This is a genomic window from Streptomyces sp., from assembly GCF_019510245.1.
Classification (GTDB): domain Bacteria; phylum Actinomycetota; class Actinomycetes; order Streptomycetales; family Streptomycetaceae; genus Streptomyces.
The window spans coordinates 1-20,093 of sequence record NZ_JAEKKT010000101.1; the positions used below are offsets into that span (position 1 = coordinate 1).

Sequence of the window (20,093 nt, forward strand, 5' to 3'; positions counted from 1 at the left end):
CTCGTCGGCGTCCTGTACGTCCTCGACGAGCCGTCCATCGGCCTGCACCAGCGCGACAACCACCGGCTGATCGAGACCCTGGTCCGGCTGCGCGACATGGGCAACACGCTCATCGTCGTCGAGCACGACGAGGACACCATCAAGGTCGCCGACTGGGTCGTCGACATCGGCCCCGGCGCCGGCGAGCACGGCGGCAAGGTCGTGCACAGCGGCTCCCTGAAGGAGCTGCTCGTCAACGCGGAGTCGCAGACCGGCCAGTACCTGTCCGGCAAGAAGTCGATCCCGCTGCCCGACATCCGCCGCCCGCAGGACCCGTCCCGCCGGCTCACCGTGCACGGCGCCCGCGAGAACAACCTCCAGGACATCGACGTGTCCTTCCCGCTGGGCGTGTTCACGGCCGTCACGGGCGTGTCCGGTTCCGGCAAGTCGACGCTGGTCAACGACATCCTGTACACGCACCTGGCCCGCGAGCTGAACGGCGCGCGGAACGTCCCCGGCCGGCACACGCGCGTGGCGGGCGACGACCTCGTCGACAAGGTCGTGCACGTCGACCAGTCGCCCATCGGCCGCACCCCGCGGTCGAACCCGGCGACGTACACCGGCGTCTTCGACCACATCCGCAAGCTGTTCGCCGAGACCACCGAGGCGAAGGTCCGCGGCTACCTGCCCGGCCGCTTCTCCTTCAACGTCAAGGGCGGCCGCTGCGAGAACTGCGCGGGCGACGGCACCATCAAGATCGAGATGAACTTCCTCCCGGACGTCTACGTCCCGTGCGAGGTCTGCCACGGCGCCCGGTACAACCGGGAGACCCTGGAGGTCCACTACAAGGGCAAGTCCATCTCCGAGGTCCTGAACATGCCGATCGAGGAGGCCACGGCGTTCTTCGAGGCCGTCCCGTCGATCGCCCGCCACCTGAACACGCTGAAGGACGTCGGCCTCGGCTACGTCCGCCTCGGCCAGTCCGCCACCACCCTGTCCGGCGGCGAGGCGCAGCGCGTGAAGCTCGCCAGCGAACTGCAGAAGCGCTCCACCGGCCGCACGGTCTACGTCCTGGACGAGCCGACCACCGGTCTGCACTTCGAGGACATCAGCAAGCTGCTGAAGGTCCTCGGGGGCCTCGTCGACAAGGGCAACACGGTCATCGTCATCGAGCACAACCTCGACGTGATCAAGACCGCCGACTGGGTCGTCGACATGGGTCCGGAGGGCGGCGCCGGCGGCGGACTCGTCGTCGCGGAGGGCACGCCCGAGGAGGTCGCCGGCGTCCCGGCCAGCCACACCGGCAAGTTCCTGCGCGAGATCCTCGGCGCCGACCGCATCAGCGACGCCAGTTCGGTGAAGGCACCGCGCAGGACGGCGGCGAAGAAGACCGTCGCGGCGAAGTCGACGGCGAGGAAGACGGCGACCGCCACGACCGTCGACAACACGGCGACGAAGAAGGCGGCCGGGGCCACGAAGAAGGCGACGCCCGCGAAGAAGACGACGACGCGGGCCCGCAAGGCCTGAGGACCCGCCTGCCCGCCCGCTCACCTGCTCCGGCGGATCCAGGCGGATCCGATGAAAAGCGGCGCCCCACGGGAACTTCCCGCGGGGCGCCGCTCGTTCCACGATCAGCCGCCCGATTTCCGCGGCCACGACGGACCTTGACCCCTCAACAGCGAGTCAGAAAGAGGAGCCTTCGAGTTCGGAGGCGTACGGCGGTTCCGCACCCGCCCGGGAGCACGTGACCGCTGCCGCCCGCGCCGCGAATCGCAGCAGCCTCGTCCAGCCGTCGGCGCCCAGTCCCAGGAGCGCCTCGGCGGAGAGGGCGTCCTGAGCGGCCAGTCCGTGCAGCAGAGCCGCGTTCACCGTGTCACCGGCGCCGATCGTGTCCACGACGGCGACCTCCTCACCCGGGACGGCATACACGGTGCCGTCGCGCGTGAAGGCACTGAGACCGTCACCGCCGTGGGTGATCACCACGGCCGCGGGCCCCGCCGCCAGCCATTCGTGCGGGGTGCCGCCCAGCCACGCGGCGTCCTCCTCCGAAAGCTTGAGAAGAGTCACCGAGGGCAGCCAGCTCTTGAAACGGGCCCGGTAGGCGTCCGGATCCGCGATCAGACCCGCCCTGATGTTCGGGTCGAGTGCCGTGAACAGGCCCTGCCCGGCCGCATCGCGCATCAGCTCCTCATAGGCACTCGCCCCCGGCTCCAGGACGAGTGAGAGCGTGCCGAAGGAGACGGCCCGGGTGGTGGCGGGGAGGCCTGCAGGGGTGGTGAACAGGCGGTCGGCGGTGCCCTCCACGTAGAAGGAGTAGGAGGCGGAACCCCGCGGGTCGATCGTGGCGGCCGCGAGGGTGGTCGGTTCCGGACCGCGCTCCACCAGGGAGACGTCCACACCTGCCCGCCGCAGCCCATCCAGCAGGGCCTCGCCGAAGGCGTCGCGGGAGGCTCGGGAGCAGAACGCGGTGGGTGAGCCCAGGCGGCCGAGGGCCACGGCCGTGTTGTACGGGCCGCCGCCGAGCGCCGGCTGCAGCGCCGCGAGGGCGCCCGTTCCCTGCGGTACCAGGTCGATCAGTGCCTCACCGGCGACGACGATCACGAGGGGGTTCCTTTCCCGGGGTGTTGGGGGTCCTGCGGGTGCTGGGGGCGTCGCCGGTGCCGTCACCCTCCGGGCACCCGCACGACGTCCGGTGCACGAAGGCGCAGGGGAGCCGTACGGTCCGGGTGGGTCGGCCGGGTGCGGCCAGCCGTTCCAGGAGCACCCGGACCGCTTCGGTGCCGAGTTCCCTGCTGGGCTGGGCGATGGCGGTGAGCCGGGGGGAAAAGAGGTCGGCCCAGGCGAAGTCGTCGAAGCAGCACAGGGCGATGTCGTCCGGTACCGAGAGGCCCCGCGCGCGCAGGGCGCGCAGGGCCCCGATGGTCATCGCGTTGTTGGCGGTGACGAGCGCCGTCGGCGGGGCGGCGAGGGACAGCAGCGAGGCGGTGGCCTGCTCGGCGCCCGCGGACTCCGAGTTGCCCGGGACGATCAGGTCCTCGTCGAGCGGCAGCCCGGCCGTGGCAAGCCCCTGCCGGTAGCCGACGACCCGCTCGCCGGTGGTGCTCAGCCCGGGCAGTCCCGCGACCAGGCCGATCCGCCGGTGCCCGAGCCCGGCGAGGTGGGTGACGAGCCGGGCCGTCGGCTCCGTGTTCTCGGCGCAGACCTGGTCGAAGGGAGAGGGGGTGTCCGCGCGGCCGTCGACGACCCGGTCGAGGAGGACGGTCGGTACGGCATGCCGGCCGAGATAGGCGAGGAGTGCGCGCGGTTCGGCGGAGGGGGCGACGATCAGGCCGTCGACACGGCGTTCGTGGAGGAGCTGGACCACCATGCGCTCGTGCTCGGGATCGTCGTGCGGGTCGGCGATGAGCAGGCTGTAGCCGTGCTCCAGGACAGCGGCCTCGACGCCCTGGAGGATCTCCGTGAAGTAGGGGTTGCTGATCGCCGACACCGCGAGCCCGACGGAACGGGTGCGGGAGGTGACCAGGGAGCGGGCGAGGGTGTTGGGCGTGTAGCCCAGTTCCTCGACGGCGTCGAGCACGGCCTGACGAGTGTGGGGCAGCACCGGACGGGTCTCGTTCAGCACATGGGAGACGGTCGCCACGGAGACACCGGCGCTCCGGGCGACGTCGGCCATGGTGGGCATGGGGCTCCCCTCGTCGCTTCCCGCCCAGGGCAAGGGCGCTGTGGTTCCGGCACGGCCGCCGGTTCCGATCGGTACGCCGCTCCCGATCGGTACGTCGGTCCGGCCTCGGTGCGTAGGTCACCGATCGGTACGTCGGTCCCCGCCCGGTAAGTGGGTCCCGGCTCGGTACGTCGGTCCCGCTCGGCCGTCGCGGGCCCTTCGGCCGGAAGCTACCCCATCCCGGATGGTCGCGTAAACGCTTGCGTAAGCGTTTACGCGCCGGCTGGTGAGTCTCGCCCTCACCACACCCCACCCCGAAGCGGGACGATCCGCCCAGGTAGTGTCGTCCCGCACGGCCCCGGGCCGCTGTCTCCCCGCACGGTGCCGGGCTGCTGTCACCCGGAGCCCCGCACCGCCCCGATCCACCAGGAGCCCCTCGTGCCCGCCCGACCCTTCACGACTCGTCGTACCGTCCTTCGCGGAGCCGCCGTCACATCGGTCGCCGGACTGGGGGCGGCCGCCTGCAAGGCACCCGGTGGTGCGGCCACGGCCGAGGCCACACCGACTGCGCCGGTCGACCTGGGAGCCGAGAGCGAGGTCGCCAAGGGCGGAGCCCGGCTCTACCGGGAGCACAACGTGGTCGTCAGCCGGTCCGCCGACGGCGTGCTGAAGGCCTACAGCACGATCTGCACGCATGCGGGGTGCCCGATCAACAAACTCCAGGGCACGACCCTCGTCTGCCCCTGCCACGGCAGCGAGTTCGACGCCGTGACCGGGAAGGTGGTGCGGTCGCCGGCCACCGAGCCGTTGAACGAACTGCCGGTCAAGGCGTCGAACGGCCGGATCGTGGCGGGTCCCGGCGCCTGACCCGAGGGCCGGGTGTCAGTCCCGGGTCATTCCCAGTCCCAGCCGATCCCCAGCAGTCCCGGCCGTACCCGGGGCTCGACGAGGTGGACGGAGCGGTGCAGACCGCTGAGCGGCAGCGTCTGCCGGCTGCTGCGGGGGGCCGCGGCCGAGTGCTGGGTGAAACGGTGGCAGTGGGCCGGCAGCGCTTCGGCGGCGAAACGCACCTGAAGGGTGTACTGGCCGCCCGGAAAGCCGAAACCGCGGACGTACTCGCGTGAGACACCTGCCGTGCCGTCCTCGACGGCGTAGCGGAACAGGAAGGTGTCGCCGGAGCGCAGACGCGTGCCGAAGAGGAGTTCGGCGACGAGCAGACCGGTCTCCTGGTCCGCGCGGACCCGTCCCGCGCGGCAGTTCTCCAGCGCGCGCACGGTCATGTGCTGCGGGGCGCAGCCCGGGTCGCCGTGGTGGACGGCCACGAAGCGGTCGACGCCGTCCCGGTGGGCGCGCACGATGTGCTGCGACTCGCGGGCGGCCAGTTCACGGTGGGCGCCGATCCGCACCCGCTCGTGGTGTCCCAGGGTGTGCAGGCCGCCGTCGAGGGACCAGCCGAGTTCGGCCTGCATCCGGTCGAGGACGTCGCAGGCCTCGATCAGGGAGCGGTAGGAGCGTGCGGAGGGGCGGCGTGCGGTGGCCTCCTGGTCGGTGGTCTCGGCGAGCAGCCGGATCAGGGACTCGTCCGGGAGCTGAAGGATCTCCTCCAGCGCGCGGACGGCCCGCAGCGACTCCGGGCGCTGGGGCCGGCGGGCACCCTGCTGCCAGTAACTGAGGCTGGTGACGCCCACTTTGACGCCGTAGCGGGACAGGTGGTGCTGCACGCGCTGGAGCGGCAGCCCGCGGGCGGCGATCGCGGCGCGGAGGGCCACATGGAAGGGGCCGCCGCGCAGGGCCGAGTCCAGTTCCGCGGTCGCGACGTCCGCGTGCTGTGTGCCGTGCCGCATGCAGGGGGCCTTTCTGTCGGGGGGTTCAACGGCTGGTCAGGCCGTTGGCGCGGCTCGGGGCCACCCCGTCGGCGCCGGGGCGGCCGCACCTGGGCAGGCCGCGTCCGCAGGCCGTCGCTCACGGCCCCGAGTTCCCCCGCATTGAAGCGTGTTGACCAATCGCCGACAACACCCTCGGCCGGTCGAGAGCGCCCACCTGGCCGGGGCGCGACCCCCTCCACGGGCGGGACCGTGCGGGCGCGGCCGTACCGCTCTCGGCCAGGAGACCGGAGATCGCGGGTGGGGGAGGGGTGATTTGGGGAGGAAGCGGAGCAAGATCCGTCACGATCGGCGAGGCCGCGCCGGGCCGGTCGCGCACCGGGCCCGCATCCGCGGCATGCGGGAACGGCACGCGATGTCGCCGAGGTGTCCGATTCCGTGATCCGCGCTCCGGGTCCAGGTGGCCGTACCTCCGCGATCCCCGGCTGGCGCCTGTGTGCACCTGCCACGGGCCAGGAATCCCCGGCGCCCGCCCGGCGGTGCGTCCCGAAGGCCCTGGCGGGCTCGCTGCCCCTCGCTGCCCCGTGGGCTCGGCCTCGCTTGCTCTGTCCCCTCGGCTCGGCTTCTCTGCCCCGTCGGCTCTGCCCCCGGAGTCCCTGGGTAGCCCCCGCCGCCCCGGCCGGCCCCGCCGTGGTTGTCCACAGGCTCGTCGCGGTGTCGGTGCTCGCCAGTAGGGTGTGAGACATGGCCGACCCCTCCAGCTACCGCCCCAAGCCGGGACAGATCCCGGACACTCCCGGGGTGTACAGGTTCCGTGACGAGCACCGCCGGGTGATCTACGTCGGAAAGGCGAAGAGCCTGCGCCAGCGCCTGGCGAACTACTTCCAGGACCTGGCGAGCCTGCACCCCCGCACCCGGACGATGGTCACCACCGCGGCGTCCGTGGAGTGGACCGTGGTGTCCACGGAGGTCGAGGCGCTCCAGCTGGAGTACTCCTGGATCAAGGAGTACGACCCCCGCTTCAACGTGAAGTACCGCGACGACAAGAGCTACCCGTACCTCGCGGTGACGATGAACGAGGAGTTCCCGCGGGTCCAGGTGATGCGCGGTCACAAGAAGAAGGGCGTGCGCTACTTCGGGCCGTACGGCCACGCGTGGGCGATCCGGGACACCGTCGACCTGCTGCTGCGCGTGTTCCCGGTGCGTACGTGCTCGGCCGGGGTGTTCAAGAACGCCGCCCGCACCGGCCGTCCCTGTCTGCTCGGCTACATCGGCAAGTGCTCGGCCCCCTGCGTCGGCCGGATCGAGCCCGAGGAGCACCGCGAACTGGCCGAGGAGTTCTGCGACTTCATGGCCGGCCGCACCGGCACCTACCTCCGCCGTCTGGAGAACCGGATGATGGAGGCCGCCGAGGAGATGGAGTACGAGCGGGCCGCCCGGCTGCGCGACGACATCGAGGCCCTGAAGAAGGCCATGGAGAAGAACGCGGTCGTGCTCGCCGACGCGACCGACGCCGACCTCATCGCCGTCGCGGAGGACGAGCTGGAGGCGGCCGTCCAGATCTTCCACGTGCGCGGCGGACGCGTGCGCGGCCAGCGCGGCTGGGTGACGGACAAGGTGGAGGACGTCACCACCGGGGCTCTCGTCGAGCACGCCCTCCAGCAGCTCTACGGGGAGGAGACCGGCGACGCCGTCCCCAAGGAGGTGCTGGTCCCGGCGCTGCCCGAGCCGGTCGAGCCGGTCCAGGAGTGGCTGGCCGGCCGCCGCGGGGCGAACGTCTCGCTGCGCATCCCGCAGCGCGGTGACAAGAAGGCCCTGATGGAGACCGTGCAGCGCAACGCCCAGCAGGCGCTCGCCCTGCACAAGACCAAGCGGGCCTCCGACCTCACCACCCGTTCGCGCGCGCTGGAGGAGATCGCCGACGCCCTGGACCTGGACAGCGCCCCGCTGCGCATCGAGTGCTACGACATCTCGCACCTCCAGGGCGACGACGTGGTGGCCTCCATGGTCGTCTTCGAGGACGGCCTGCAGCGCAAGAGCGAGTACCGCCGCTTCCAGATCAAGGGCTTCGCCGGCCAGGACGATGTGCGCTCCATGCACGAGGTGATCACCCGCCGCTTCCGCCGCTACCTCGCCGAGAAGGAGCGGACCGGCGAGTGGGCGGAGGAGGGTGCCGAGGACACCCCCACGCAATCCGACGCCACCGCGGCATCCGGCAACCCCGCGACCGACCTCGACGCTGGCCCCGTCAACGGTTTCAAGGACGAGGACGGCCGCCCCAAGAAGTTCGCGTACCCGCCCCAGCTCGTGGTCGTCGACGGCGGCCAGCCGCAGGTCGCCGCCGCCCAGCGGGCGCTCGACGAACTCGGTATCGACGACATCGCCGTCTGCGGCCTCGCCAAGCGCCTCGAAGAGGTGTGGCTGCCCGAGGACGACGACCCGGTGGTCCTGCCCCGCACCAGCGAGGGCCTCTACCTGCTTCAGCGCATCCGCGACGAGGCGCACCGCTTCGCCATCACCTACCAGCGCACCAAACGGGCCAAGCGCTTCCGCTCCAGCCCCCTGGACGACGTACCGGGGCTCGGGGAGACCCGGAAACAGGCGTTGATCAAGCATTTCGGCTCGGTGAAGAAGCTGCGGTCCGCCACAATAGAACAGAGCCAGGAAGTGCGCGGGCGCCCCGGACGATCGACGGGGCCAGGAGAGATGACCGAGCGCGACGCACAGCCCACAGCACAGCGAGATCCGGCGTTCAGCGAAACGCAGGGCGGGTCCGAGAAGACGCGCAACGAGGCGCGCCAGGATCAGCCGCAGGAAACGCAAGCCGAAGCGGTCCAGGAAAACGGAGCAGAAGTGAGTACGGACGCCACCGCCGCCGGGGTGCCCGAGGCGGCCATCCCCGAGCTGGTGATCATCTCCGGCATGTCGGGGGCCGGCCGGTCCACGGCGGCGAAGTGCCTGGAGGACCTCGGCTGGTTCGTCGTGGACAACCTCCCGCCGGCCCTCATCCCCACCATGGTGGAGCTGGGCGCCCGCTCCCAGGGCAACGTGGCGCGGATCGCGGTCGTGGTCGACGTGCGCGGCCGGCGCTTCTTCGACAACCTGCGGGAGTCCCTCGCCGACCTCGACAGCCGGGGCGTCACCCGGCGGATCGTCTTCCTGGAGTCCTCCGACGACGCCCTGGTCCGCCGCTTCGAGTCGGTGCGCCGCCCGCACCCGCTCCAGGGCGACGGCCGGATCGTGGACGGCATCGCCGCCGAGCGCGAGCTGCTGCGCGAGCTGCGCGGCGACGCCGACCTGGTGATCGACACCTCCAGCCTCAACGTGCACGAGCTGCGCGCCAAGATGGACGCCCAGTTCGCCGGCGAGGAGGAGCCCGAGCTGCGGGCCACCGTGATGTCGTTCGGCTTCAAGTACGGCCTGCCGGTCGACGCCGACCTGGTCGCCGACATGCGGTTCCTGCCCAACCCGCACTGGGTGCCGGAGCTGCGCCCGTACACCGGCCTCAACGAGGAGGTGTCGGCGTACGTCTTCAACCAGCCGGGCGCCAAGGAGTTCCTCGACCGGTACGCCGAGCTGCTGCGGCTGATCGCGACCGGGTACCGGCGTGAGGGCAAGCGGTACGTGACGATCGCCATCGGCTGCACGGGCGGCAAGCACCGCTCGGTCGCCGTGTCCGAGAAGCTCGCCGCCCGCCTGGCCGCCGAGGGAGTGGAGACCGTAGTCGTGCACCGGGACATGGGGCGCGAGTGACCGAGCGCAGTCCAAGGCTGAGCCGGCTGCGCCGGATGGTGCCCGAGTCCCGGATGGTGCCCGAGTCCCGGGCGGGCCGTCCCGCCGAGGCCCGCGGTGCCCGGCCGCGCCGCCGCGGTGCCCAGCCCAAGGTGGTCGCCCTGGGCGGCGGCATGGGCCTGTCCGCCTCGCTCGCCGCCCTGCGCCGGATCACCGGCGACCTCACCGCCGTCGTCACCGTGGCCGACGACGGCGGCTCCAGCGGGCGGCTGCGTGACGAGCTGGGTGTGCTCCCACCGGGTGATCTCCGCAAGGCCCTCGCCGCCCTGTGCGGTGACGACGACTGGGGCCAGACCTGGGCCCGGGTCATCCAGCACCGCTTCCAGTCCAAGGGCGACCTGCACGAGCACGCGGTCGGCAACCTGCTGATCGTCGCCCTGTGGGAGCAGCTCGGCGACCATGTCCAGGCCCTGGACCTGGTCGGCAGGCTGCTCGGTGCACACGGGCGCGTGCTGCCGATGTCCGCCGTGCCGCTGGAGCTCCAGGCCCTGGTCAAGGGGCACGACCCGGAGCGGCCCGAGGAGGTGGACATCGTCCGCGGGCAGGCCACCGTGGCACTCACGCCCGGCGAGGTGCAGTCCGTGCACCTGGTCCCGCACGACCCGCCGGCCGTGCCGGAGGCCGTGGCGGCCGTCCTGGACGCGGACTGGGTGGTGCTCGGCCCCGGCTCCTGGTTCTCGTCGGTGATCCCGCACCTGCTCGTGCCCGATCTGCTGGACGCGCTCACCGAGACCAAGGCCCGCAAGGTCCTCTCTTTGAACCTGGCACCGCAGCCGGGAGAAACCGAAGGCTTCTCACCGCAGCGTCATTTGGAGGTTTTGGGGCGACACGCCCCTAAACTCGCCCTGGACGTGGTGCTGGCCGACGAGGCCGCCGTGCCCGACCGCGACTCGCTCACCGAGGCCGCCAAGCGGCTGGGAGCCGCGGTCGAGCTGAGCCCCGTGGCCCGGACCGACGGTTCACCCCGGCACGACCCGGAGCTGTTGGCCGCCGCGTACGACCGTATTTTTCGGATGCATGGAAGGATCGGCCCATGGCGATGACGGCAGCGGTGAAGGACGAGATCTCCCGGCTACCCGTCACCCGGACCTGCTGCCGGAAGGCGGAGGTCTCCGCCATCCTGCGGTTCGCGGGCGGCCTCCACCTGGTGAGCGGGCGCATCGTGATCGAGGCGGAGCTGGACACCGCGATGGCGGCCCGGCGCCTCAAGCGGGACATCCTGGAGATCTTCGGCCACAGCTCCGAGCTGATCGTGATGGCACCGGGCGGACTGCGCCGCGGCTCCCGGTACGTCGTACGGGTGGTGGCGGGCGGCGACCAGCTGGCCCGCCAGACCGGGCTGGTGGACGGCCGGGGCCGGCCGATCCGGGGCCTGCCCCCGCAGGTCGTCTCCGGGGCCACCTGCGACGCCGAGGCGGCCTGGCGCGGCGCCTTCCTGGCGCACGGTTCGCTGACCGAGCCGGGCCGCTCCTCCTCCCTGGAGGTGACCTGCCCGGGCCCGGAGGCCGCGCTGGCGCTGGTCGGCGCCGCCCGCCGGCTGTCCATCGCGGCGAAGGCGCGTGAGGTGCGCGGGGTGGACCGGGTGGTCGTCCGTGACGGTGACGCGATCGGCGCGCTGCTGACCCGTCTCGGCGCGCACGAGTCGGTGCTGGCCTGGGAGGAGCGGCGGATGCGGCGCGAGGTCCGCGCCACCGCGAACCGCCTCGCCAACTTCGACGACGCCAACCTGCGCCGCTCCGCCCGCGCGGCCGTCGCGGCCGGGGCCCGCGTCCAGCGTGCCCTGGAGATCCTCGCCGACGAGGTTCCCGAGCACCTCGCGGCAGCCGGCCGGCTGCGCATGGAGCACAAGCAGGCCTCCCTGGAGGAGCTGGGCGCACTCGCCGACCCGCCGCTCACCAAGGACGCCGTCGCCGGCCGGATCCGCCGTCTGCTCGCGATGGCCGACAAGCGTGCGTCCGATCTGGGCATCCCGGGCACCGAGGCCAACCTCTCCGAGGAACTGGCCGACAATCTCGCAGGCTGAGCCACCGTCACCTGCCGGTGCCGACGGCCATGACGGTCGCCGGCACCGGTGTTTGCATCCCTTTTAAGCCACCGTGAACTGGCCATGAGGCGCCCTTGACTGGATCATGAAGTGTCATGAGCCTGGCAAGGGTTCGCCGCCGTGGCGAACCACTGCTAGGGGGGTTCATGAGACACAGAGCGAGATCGATCCTCGCTGTCGGCGCGCTCCTGATCGGCTCGGCCGCACTCGCACCCATGGCCCAGGCGCGGACCGGAGGTCCGGCGAAGCCCGACCCCGACCAGGTCAAGGTCTTCCACGCCGACGTCACCAGGAAACAGATTCCCCTCCTGCTCGAAGCCGGGCAGGACGGCAACGAACTCGGCGACCAGGTCACCGGATCCGGCAAGACGGAAGTCGAGCTGTACCTCACCGACCAGCAGGCGAAGAAGCTGGCGAAGCAGGGCGTCGACCTCACCGAGCACACGGTGTCGGCCAAGGCCGAGGCGCGGGTCGAGGGCGCCTCCCAGGGTGTGTTCCGCCCGTACAGCGGCACCGGCGGGCTCGAACAGGAGATCCTCGCGACCGCCCAGGCCAACCCCGGTCTCACCAAGGTCGAGTCCATCGGCAGGACGGTCGACGGCCAGGACATCCTCGCGCTCAAGCTGACCAAGGGCGCGAAGAAGTCGAAGGACGGCTCCAAGCCGTCCGTGCTGTACATGTCCAACCAGCACGCGCGCGAGTGGATCACGCCGGAGATGACCCGCCGGCTGATGCACTACTACCTGGACCACTACAGCACCGACAAGCGCATCAAGAAGATCGTCGACTCGACCGAGCTGTGGTTCGTGCTGTCCGCCAACCCCGACGGCTACGACTACACCTTCCAGAGCTCCGACAACCGCCTGTGGCGCAAGAACCTGCGGGACGTCAACGGCGACGGGGTCATCAGCACGGGTGACGGCGTCGACCTCAACCGCAACTTCGGCTACAAGTGGGGCTACGACGACGAGGGATCCTCCCCCAACCCCACCAGCGAGACCTACCGCGGCGCGAGCCCCGAGTCCGAGCCGGAGACCAGGGCGCTGGACGACTTCGAGAAGCGGATCGGGTTCACGTACGGCATCAACTACCACTCCGCCGCCGAACTCCTTCTCTACGGCGTCGGCTGGCAGGTGGCCACCCCGACCCCGGACGACGTCCTCTACAAGGCGCTCGCCGGCACCCCGGACAACCCGGCCGTCCCCGGCTACCACTCCCAGGTCTCCTCGGAGCTGTACACCACCAACGGCGAGGCGGACGGCCACGCGTCGAACGTCAACGGCATGGCGATGTTCACCCCCGAGATGTCGACCTGCCAGACGGCTTCGAACATCGACCCGAACGACGCCTGGAAGGCCGCCGACTGCCAGTCGGTCTTCAACTTCCCGGACGACGAGAAACTGATCCAGGACGAGTTCGAGAAGAACATCCCCTTCGCGCTCTCCGTCGCCGAGACCGCCGCCCACCCCGACCAGCCGGTCTCCTCGGTCGGCCTGAGCGCCGCCGACTTCACCCCGGCGACGTTCTCCACGTCGTACGCGCGCGGTGCCGACCAGGAGGTCTCCGTCGTCGTCCGCAGGGCGGTGCGCGACAAGGAACTCAGGTACCGCGTCAACGGCGGCCGCACGCGGGACAGGGCGCTCAGGCCCTGGAAGGGCGGCGAGACCTACGGTGGCGCGGACAACCTCTACTTCGACGAGTACCGGGCCAAGGTGAAGGGCGGCGACCCGGGCGACAAGGTCGAGGTGTGGTTCACCGGGGAGACGAAGAACGGCAAGAAGGTCTCCAGTGCGCACTTCATGTACACCGTCGCCGAGCGGGCCAAGGCGGACACCCTGGTGGTCGCCGAGGAGGGCGCCAAGGCCACCCAGGCGCAGACCTACGTCGACGCGCTGAAGGCGGCCGGGCACAAGGCGGTCGTCTGGGACGTCGCCACCCAGGGCGCGCCCGACGCGCTCGGCGTGCTCAAGCACTTCAAGACCGTCGTCCACTACTCCGGCACCGCGGGTCCCGGCAACGACACCCAGCTCCAGCTGCGCGCCTACCTCAACGAGGGCGGCAAGCTGGTCGAGGCCGGCGAGCTGGCCGGCGGCAGCGTGAACCTCGCCGACGGCACCCCGTCGAACGACTTCAGCCAGTACTACCTGGGCGCCTACTCCCGCACGTCGACGCCCGGAGCCACCGGCTTCAGCGGTTCGGGCGCGCTGGACGGCTTCAGCGGGGCCCTCGGCGGCACCGCCACCAACCCGCTCGACCGGGCGGGGACCTACGCCGTCACCTCTGACGAGCTCTCGCCCGCCACGTACCCCCAGTTCGCCAGCGCGGGCGCCGGCCAGTTCGCCGGGACCGTCAACCCGTACGGGCCGTACTCCGGGTCGTACATGGCGGCCGCCGTCCACACCGACGACGCCTACAAGCGCCTCACCCGCACCATCGACCTCACCGGTGTCACCGCGTCCCAGCAGCCGACCCTCAGCGCCAAACTGCTGTGGGACACGGAACCCGGCTACGACCACGCCGTCGTCGAGGCGCACGTCGTGGGCGCCGACGACTGGACCACCCTGCCCGAGAAGAACGGCGCCACCAGCAGCGCTGTGCCGAGCGAGTGCGGGGCCGGGTTCCTGATCGCCGAGCACCCGTGGCTCAAGCACTACCTGACCATCGCGGACAACCAGTGCGCCGCGAGCGGCACCAGCGGCTCCTGGAACAGCTTCACCGGCAGCTCGGCGGGCTGGCAGCCGGTGAGCTTCGACCTGAGCGCCTACGCCGGCAAGTCCGTCGCGATCTCCATCGGCTACATCACCGACCCGAGCACCGGCGGGCACGGCGTCCTCGTCGACGACGCCTCACTGGTGGTCGGCGGGACGGCCACCGAGACCGAGGGCTTCGAGACCTCCCTCGGCGCCTGGAGCGTCACCGGACCGCCCGCCGGCAGCCCGGCCGTCCTCAAGGAGTGGGAGCGCACCGGCGCCCTGTTCAAGACGTACGGAGCCGTCACCACCGACCGCACCGTGCTGCTCGGCTTCGGCCTGGAACAGGTCACTTCCGCGGCCGATCGTGCCGCTCTGGTGAAGAAGGCGTTGACAGCACTCGACAACTGATGCCGACGACACGCGACAAGTGAGCCGACCCGCTCACGAACGAGTGAAAGGGCGGTAAAAACGGGTCGGCATATCGTGACAAAACGGTGTGTTGCGACCCCCGATCCGAGGTGGTCCGTACCCCTACTGGCGGGTACGGACCGCCTCGCCGTGTATGAGGCATCTGGATGTCACCACGGAAGCCTCAGGGAGGTAGGGTCATGGGTGGTCGGGGACATCCCAAATACAGCTCGCCGGCACCGCATGGCCGGCGTACCAACGAGGAGATCGGTTCGTGACGATCCGCGTAGGCATCAACGGCTTCGGTCGTATCGGTCGCAACTACTTCCGCGCGCTGCTGGAGCAGGGCGCTGACATCGAGATCGTGGCTGTCAATGACCTGGGTGACACCGCGACCACCGCGCACCTGCTGAAGTACGACACGATCCTCGGCCGCCTCAAGGCCGAGGTGTCGCACACCGCCGACACGATCACCGTCGACGGCCACACCATCAAGGTGCTGTCCGAGCGCAACCCCGCCGACATCCCGTGGGGCGAGCTGGGCGTCGACATCGTCATCGAGTCGACCGGCATCTTCACCAACAAGGACGACGCCGCCAAGCACATCGCGGGCGGCGCCAAGAAGGTCCTCATCTCGGCTCCGGCCAAGAACGAGGACATCACCATCGTCATGGGTGTCAACCAGGACAAGTACGACGCGGCCAACCACCACGTCATCTCCAACGCCTCCTGCACCACCAACTGTGTGGCGCCGATGGCCAAGGTCCTCGACGAGAACTTCGGCATCGTCAAGGGCCTGATGACGACGGTGCACGCGTACACCAACGACCAGCGCATCCTGGACTTCCCGCACAAGGACCTGCGTCGCGCGCGTGCCGCCGCGGAGAACATCATCCCGACCACCACCGGTGCCGCCAAGGCCACCGCACTGGTCCTCCCGCAGCTCAAGGGCAAGCTGGACGGCATCGCCATGCGCGTCCCGGTCCCGACCGGCTCCGCCACCGACCTGGTCGTGACGCTGCAGCGCGAGGTCACCAAGGACGAGGTCAACGCCGCGTTCAAGAAGGCCGCCGAGGACGGCGACCTGAAGGGCTACCTGGCGTACACCGAGGACGAGATCGTCTCCTCGGACATCGTCGGCGACCCGGCCTCCTGCACCTTCGACTCCTCCCTGACCATGGTCCAGGAGGGCAACACGGTGAAGATCCTCGGCTGGTACGACAACGAGTGGGGCTACTCCAACCGCCTCGTCGACCTCACGGTCTTCGTCGGCGAACAGCTCTGATCGGCCGAACAGGCACCACGATGCGGTAGCAGGGCTCGGGCAGCGCACGGTCGCGCCGCCCGGGCCCTGACGCGCGTAAGGATCGACCCGACGACATACGGTTCGATCAGTCCTCGTACGATCAAGAGCCCTCCTGTAGGAGTCCCCAAAAAATGAAGACGATCGACGAACTCCTCGCCGAAGGGGTCGACGGCAAGCGGGTCTTCGTCCGTGCCGACCTCAACGTGCCGATGGCGGACGGTCTCATCACCGACGACGGCCGCATCCGTGCCGTCCTGCCCACCGTCAAGGCCCTCGCCGACGCGGGCGCCAAGGTGGTCGTCGCCTCCCACCTGGGCCGCCCCAAGGGTGCCCCGGACCCGAAGTTCTCCCTGCTCCAGGCCGCCGAGCGGCTCGGTGAACTGCTCGGCGCCCCGGTCGCGTTCGCCCAGGACACCGTCGGCCCCGCCGCCCACGACGCGGTGCGGGGCCTTGAGCCCGGCCAGGTCGCGGTCATCGAGAACCTGCGCTTCAACGCCGGCGAGACCGCCAAGGACGACACCGAGCGCGGCGAGTTCGCCGACCAGCTCGCCGCCCTCGCGGACGTCTACGTCGGCGACGGTTTCGGCGCCGTGCACCGCAAGCACGCCTCCGTCTACGACCTCCCGGCCCGGCTGCCGCATTACGCCGGCTACCTGATCGCCACCGAGGTCGGCGTCCTGAAGAAGCTCACCGAGGACGTCCAGCGGCCCTACGTCGTCGTGCTCGGCGGCGCCAAGGTCTCCGACAAGCTCGCCGTGATCGACCAGCTGCTCGGCAAGGCCGACCGCATCCTCGTCGGCGGCGGCATGGTGTACACCTTCCTCAAGGCCAAGGGGTACGAGGTCGGCAGCTCGCTCCTCCAGGAGGATCAGCTCGCGACCGTCACCGAGTACCTCGAGCGCGCCGAGAAGACCGGCGTCGAGATCGTGCTGCCCGTCGACACCCTGGTCGCTCCCGAGTTCCCGGACCTGTCGGCCAAGACCCCGGCCCACCCCAGCACGGTCCCCGCGGACGCCATGCCGGCCGGACAGATGGGCCTGGACATCGGCCCGGAGACCAGCAAGCTGTACGCCTCGAAGCTCGCCGACGCCGCCACCGTCTTCTGGAACGGCCCCATGGGCGTCTTCGAGCACCCCGACTACGCCGCGGGCACCCGGGCGGTCGCCCAAGCCCTCGTCGAGTCCAAGGGCTTCACCGTCGTCGGCGGCGGGGACTCCGCAGCCGCCGTGCGCATCCTCGGCTTCGACGAGAACGCGTTCGGACACATCTCGACCGGTGGCGGCGCCTCCCTCGAATACCTCGAGGGCAAGACGCTCCCCGGCCTCGCCGCACTGGAGGACTGACCCACATGAGCACGCGCACGCCGATCATGGCGGGCAACTGGAAGATGAACCTCAACCACCTCGAGGCCATCGCGCACGTCCAGAAGCTCGCCTTCGCCCTGGCCGACAAGGACTACGAGGCCGTCGAGGTCGCCGTCCTGCCGCCCTTCACCGACCTGCGCTCCGTACAGACCCTGGTCGACGGCGACAAGCTCAAGATCAGGTACGGCGCCCAGGACCTCTCGGCACACGACTCCGGCGCCTACACCGGCGAGATCTCCGGCCCCATGCTGGCCAAGCTGAAGTGCACCTACGTGGTCATCGGCCACTCCGAGCGCCGCCAGTACCACGCCGAGACCGACGACGTCGTGAACGCCAAGGTCAAGGCCGCCTACAAGCACGGTCTCACCCCGATCCTGTGCGTCGGGGAGGAGCTGGACGTCCGCGAGGTGGGCAACCACGTCTCCCACACCCTCGCCCAGGTCGAGGGCGGTCTCAAGGACATCCCGGCCGAGCAGGCCGAGACCGTCGTGATCGCCTACGAGCCCGTGTGGGCCATCGGCACCGGCAAGGTCTGCGGCGCCCCGGACGCCCAGGAGGTCTGCGCCGCGATCCGCGCCAAGCTCGCCGAGCTGTACAGCCAGGAGCTGGCCGACCAGGTCCGCATCCAGTACGGCGGCTCCGTCAAGGCCGGCAACGTGGCCGAGATCATGGCGCAGGCCGACATCGACGGCGCCCTGGTGGGCGGTGCCTCGCTGGACGCGGACGAATTCGTCAAGATCGTGCGCTTCCGCGATCAGTGATCGGGCCGAGCGAGTAGGCCCCGGGGACGATCCGTCGTACCCTTGCGGGGACAAGGCGGCTTGCTGCTTTGTCCCCGTGGTTCACCAGAGTCGTTCATCCGCATCCGAGAGAGTTGGTCCAGCCGTGGTTTTGGGGTTCTCGATCGCCCTGATCGTCTTCAGCCTGCTGCTGATGCTGCTGGTGCTGATGCACAAGGGCAAGGGCGGCGGCCTCTCCGACATGTTCGGTGGCGGTATGCAGTCCTCCGTCGGCGGTTCCTCGGTCGCCGAGCGGAACCTGGACCGGATCACCCTGCTGATCGGTCTGCTGTGGCTCGCGTGCATCATTGTCCTCGGCATTCTGATGAAGACGAACAGCTGATCCGCGACTCGCACACACGCACAATCTGTACGTAAGGCCCCATGTTCGGTACGCGCACCTGAGCGCGGCCTATCATGGGGCTTGCGTCTAGGTGCTGGGGCGGTAACTCCCACCACTGGACGCGCGTTGGGCCTTACGTAGACTGAGGCGCTCGCAACGAAGCGACACGCCGACTCGCTTCGCGGCACCATCACGCAGGGAGTTACGACCGTGGCAAGTGGCAACGCGATCCGTGGTAGCCGGGTCGGGGCGGGGCCGATGGGCGAGGCCGAGCGCGGCGAGTCCGCGCCGCGTCTGCGCATCTCCTTCTGGTGCTCCAACGGGCATGAGACGCAGCCGAGCTTCGCCAGCGACGCGCAGGTGCCCGAGACCTGGGACTGCCCGCGCTGTGGCTTCCCGGCCGGTCAGGACCGGGACAACCCGCCGGACCCGCCGCGCACCGAGCCGTACAAGACGCACCTCGCGTACGTACGGGAGCGGCGCAGCGACGCGGACGGCGAGGCGATCCTCGCCGAGGCGCTCGCCAAGCTGCGGGGCGAGATCTAGGAGTTGAACCGGCCGGGTGCCCATGAGGCGCCTGGCCGGAGCTGTCTCCGCGGCCGGGGCCCGGCCCGCTGTCCGTGGCGCCCGCTACGGTTCGTGTATCGGCGGATCGTGAGGGGCGGCGGTGGACGGCCGCCGTGGTCTCCCGGTTCGGACCGTGGCTGCTGCTCGGGCTGCTCGTCGCCGCCCTCGCGAACGCCGTGGCGCTCGGTCACGCCTCGATCCCGCTGCCGCTCCTGCTCGCCCTCGCGCTCACCACCCCGCAGACGAGCCTGCGGCTGGACGGGGCCGCCCCGCCGGCCGCCGTGGTCTTCGGCCTCGCCGTCACCTCGTTGACACCGGTGCGCAAGCCGGACGTACCTGTTGTTGCGCCGCGGGGCGGCGCGACGGCAGGTCGTGCCCCGAGCTGATCAACTAGGTTGGAACGGCAGCGGCGCAGGCACGCAACAGGACAGGTGCAAGGAAGAAGGCTGAAGTCGGAATGAACGCAGACGGCCGTACCAGGCTCAACCAGACGCCCGAGTGGACCGCGCTCGCCGAGCACCGGGAGGAGCTCGCCGGGACCCATCTGCGGGACCTGTTCGACGCCGACCCGGGACGCGGCACGGGCTACACACTCCAGGTCGGCGACCTCCACATCGACTACTCGAAGCACCTGGTCAACGACGAAACGCTGCGGCTGCTGCGGGAGCTGGCGGCCGCCACCGACGTCTTCGGCCTGCGGGACGCCATGTTCCGAGGCGAGAAGATCAACGTCACCGAGAACCGGGCGGTGCTGCACACCGCCCTGCGCGCCCCGCGCGACGCGATCATCGAGGTCGACGGGGAGAACGTGGTGCCTCAGGTGCACGCGGTCCTGGACAAGATGGCCGCCTTCGCAGGCCGTGTCCGCTCCGGCGCCTGGACCGGTCACACCGGCAAGCGCATCAAGAACGTCGTCAACATCGGCATCGGCGGCTCCGACCTCGGCCCCGCGATGGCCTACGAGGTGCTGCGCAGCTTCACCGACCGCGACCTCACGGTCCGCTTCGTCTCCAACGTCGACGGCGCCGACCTGCACGAGGCCACCCGTGACCTGGACGCGGCCGAGACCCTCTTCATCATCGCCTCGAAGACGTTCACCACCATCGAGACGATCACCAACGCCACCTCCGCCCGCAACTGGCTCCTCACCGAGCTGAAGGCCGGTCAGGAGGCGGTCGCCAAGCACTTCGTGGCGCTGTCGACGAACGCCGAGAAGGTGTCGGAGTTCGGCATCGACACGGCCAACATGTTCGAGTTCTGGGACTGGGTCGGCGGCCGCTACTCCTACGACTCCGCGATCGGCCTCTCGCTGATGATCGCCATCGGCCCGGACC

The 20,093-nt window shown here is 70.4% G+C and carries 15 protein-coding genes and 2 pseudogenes; 14 read left to right on the forward strand and 3 right to left on the reverse strand.

Annotated features, from left to right (window positions below):
• On the forward strand, positions 1-1,506 hold a 1,506-nt coding region (gene uvrA, locus JF597_RS05980; protein WP_293990269.1), incomplete at its 5' end, for an excinuclease ABC subunit UvrA.
• Between the two features lie 156 nt (positions 1,507-1,662).
• Here the strand turns inward: uvrA and JF597_RS05985 are convergent.
• Together JF597_RS05985 and JF597_RS05990 are read right to left on the reverse strand one after the other, a co-directional pair.
• Positions 1,663-2,580, reverse strand: a complete 918-nt coding sequence (locus JF597_RS05985; RefSeq protein ID WP_293990271.1) for a carbohydrate kinase — start codon at positions 2,578-2,580, stop codon at positions 1,663-1,665.
• Complete coding sequence (locus tag JF597_RS05990) at positions 2,561-3,661, reverse strand: LacI family DNA-binding transcriptional regulator (protein WP_293990273.1); 1,101 nt, start codon at positions 3,659-3,661, stop codon at positions 2,561-2,563. The genes JF597_RS05985 and JF597_RS05990 overlap by 20 nt, the downstream gene beginning before the upstream one ends.
• Positions 3,662-4,078: 417 nt before the next feature.
• On the opposite strand from JF597_RS05990, the gene JF597_RS05995 reads away from it, so the two are divergent.
• Positions 4,079-4,507, forward strand: coding sequence for a Rieske (2Fe-2S) protein (locus JF597_RS05995; protein ID WP_293990275.1), 429 nt, complete (start codon positions 4,079-4,081; stop codon positions 4,505-4,507).
• 26 nt (positions 4,508-4,533) lie between these two features.
• Here the strand turns inward: JF597_RS05995 and JF597_RS06000 are convergent, their stop codons facing one another.
• Complete coding sequence (locus JF597_RS06000; RefSeq protein WP_293990277.1) at positions 4,534-5,484, reverse strand: hypothetical protein; 951 nt, start codon at positions 5,482-5,484, stop codon at positions 4,534-4,536.
• Between the two features lie 723 nt (positions 5,485-6,207).
• Here JF597_RS06000 and uvrC point away from each other — a divergent pair.
• The 12 genes and pseudogenes from uvrC to JF597_RS06055 form a co-directional block, all read left to right on the forward strand.
• A pseudogene (uvrC, locus tag JF597_RS55470) lies at positions 6,208-8,121 on the forward strand (excinuclease ABC subunit UvrC); the annotation flags it as partial.
• Between the two features lie 264 nt (positions 8,122-8,385).
• Entirely contained in the window at positions 8,386-9,216 is an 831-nt protein-coding gene (rapZ, locus tag JF597_RS55475) for an RNase adapter RapZ (protein WP_366916383.1), read from the forward strand.
• On the forward strand, positions 9,213-10,298 hold the full coding sequence (yvcK, locus tag JF597_RS06010) for a uridine diphosphate-N-acetylglucosamine-binding protein YvcK (protein WP_293990281.1): 1,086 nt from the start codon (positions 9,213-9,215) through the stop codon (positions 10,296-10,298). Before rapZ ends, yvcK begins: the two co-directional genes overlap by 4 nt.
• Positions 10,289-11,278 (forward strand): DNA-binding protein WhiA, encoded by a 990-nt coding sequence (whiA, locus tag JF597_RS06015; RefSeq protein ID WP_089100932.1) that lies wholly within the window; start codon positions 10,289-10,291, stop codon positions 11,276-11,278. Before yvcK ends, whiA begins: the two co-directional genes overlap by 10 nt.
• 167 nt (positions 11,279-11,445) lie before the next feature.
• Entirely contained in the window at positions 11,446-14,400 is a 2,955-nt protein-coding gene (locus JF597_RS06020; protein ID WP_293990285.1) for a M14 family metallopeptidase, read from the forward strand.
• Between the two features lie 274 nt (positions 14,401-14,674).
• Positions 14,675-15,685, forward strand: coding sequence for a type I glyceraldehyde-3-phosphate dehydrogenase (gap, locus tag JF597_RS06025; protein ID WP_293990287.1), 1,011 nt, complete (start codon positions 14,675-14,677; stop codon positions 15,683-15,685).
• A gap of 152 nt (positions 15,686-15,837) precedes the next feature.
• Positions 15,838-17,049, forward strand: a complete 1,212-nt coding sequence (locus tag JF597_RS06030; RefSeq protein WP_293990289.1) for a phosphoglycerate kinase — start codon at positions 15,838-15,840, stop codon at positions 17,047-17,049.
• A gap of 5 nt (positions 17,050-17,054) precedes the next feature.
• Positions 17,055-17,831 carry a triose-phosphate isomerase gene (tpiA, locus tag JF597_RS06035; RefSeq protein ID WP_293990291.1) on the forward strand — a complete coding sequence of 259 codons (777 nt, stop codon included), beginning with the start codon at positions 17,055-17,057 and terminating at the stop codon, positions 17,829-17,831.
• Between the two features lie 130 nt (positions 17,832-17,961).
• Positions 17,962-18,192, forward strand: coding sequence for a preprotein translocase subunit SecG (gene secG / locus JF597_RS06040; protein WP_293990345.1), 231 nt, complete (start codon positions 17,962-17,964; stop codon positions 18,190-18,192).
• A gap of 210 nt (positions 18,193-18,402) precedes the next feature.
• Entirely contained in the window at positions 18,403-18,738 is a 336-nt protein-coding gene (locus JF597_RS06045; RefSeq protein WP_003976875.1) for an RNA polymerase-binding protein RbpA, read from the forward strand.
• Between the two features lie 134 nt (positions 18,739-18,872).
• Positions 18,873-19,145, forward strand: coding sequence for a hypothetical protein (locus JF597_RS06050; RefSeq protein ID WP_293990343.1), 273 nt, complete (start codon positions 18,873-18,875; stop codon positions 19,143-19,145).
• 71 nt (positions 19,146-19,216) lie between these two features.
• Positions 19,217-20,093 (forward strand): annotated as a pseudogene (locus tag JF597_RS06055) (glucose-6-phosphate isomerase); the annotation flags it as partial.

Excerpts from the sequence above, each read along its gene's own strand:
- JF597_RS05990 (WP_293990273.1), bottom strand. The coding sequence starts at position 3,661 with ATGCCCACCATGGCCGACGTCGCCCGGAGCGCCGGTGTCTCCGTGGCG.
- JF597_RS06000 (WP_293990277.1), bottom strand. The coding sequence starts at position 5,484 with ATGCGGCACGGCACACAGCACGCGGACGTCGCGACCGCGGAACTGGAC.
- rapZ (WP_366916383.1), top strand. The coding sequence starts at position 8,386 with ATGTCGGGGGCCGGCCGGTCCACGGCGGCGAAGTGCCTGGAGGACCTC.
- whiA (WP_089100932.1), top strand. The coding sequence starts at position 10,289 with ATGGCGATGACGGCAGCGGTGAAGGACGAGATCTCCCGGCTACCCGTC.
- JF597_RS06020 (WP_293990285.1), top strand. The coding sequence starts at position 11,446 with ATGAGACACAGAGCGAGATCGATCCTCGCTGTCGGCGCGCTCCTGATC.
- JF597_RS06030 (WP_293990289.1), top strand. The coding sequence starts at position 15,838 with ATGAAGACGATCGACGAACTCCTCGCCGAAGGGGTCGACGGCAAGCGG.
- tpiA (WP_293990291.1), top strand. The coding sequence starts at position 17,055 with ATGAGCACGCGCACGCCGATCATGGCGGGCAACTGGAAGATGAACCTC.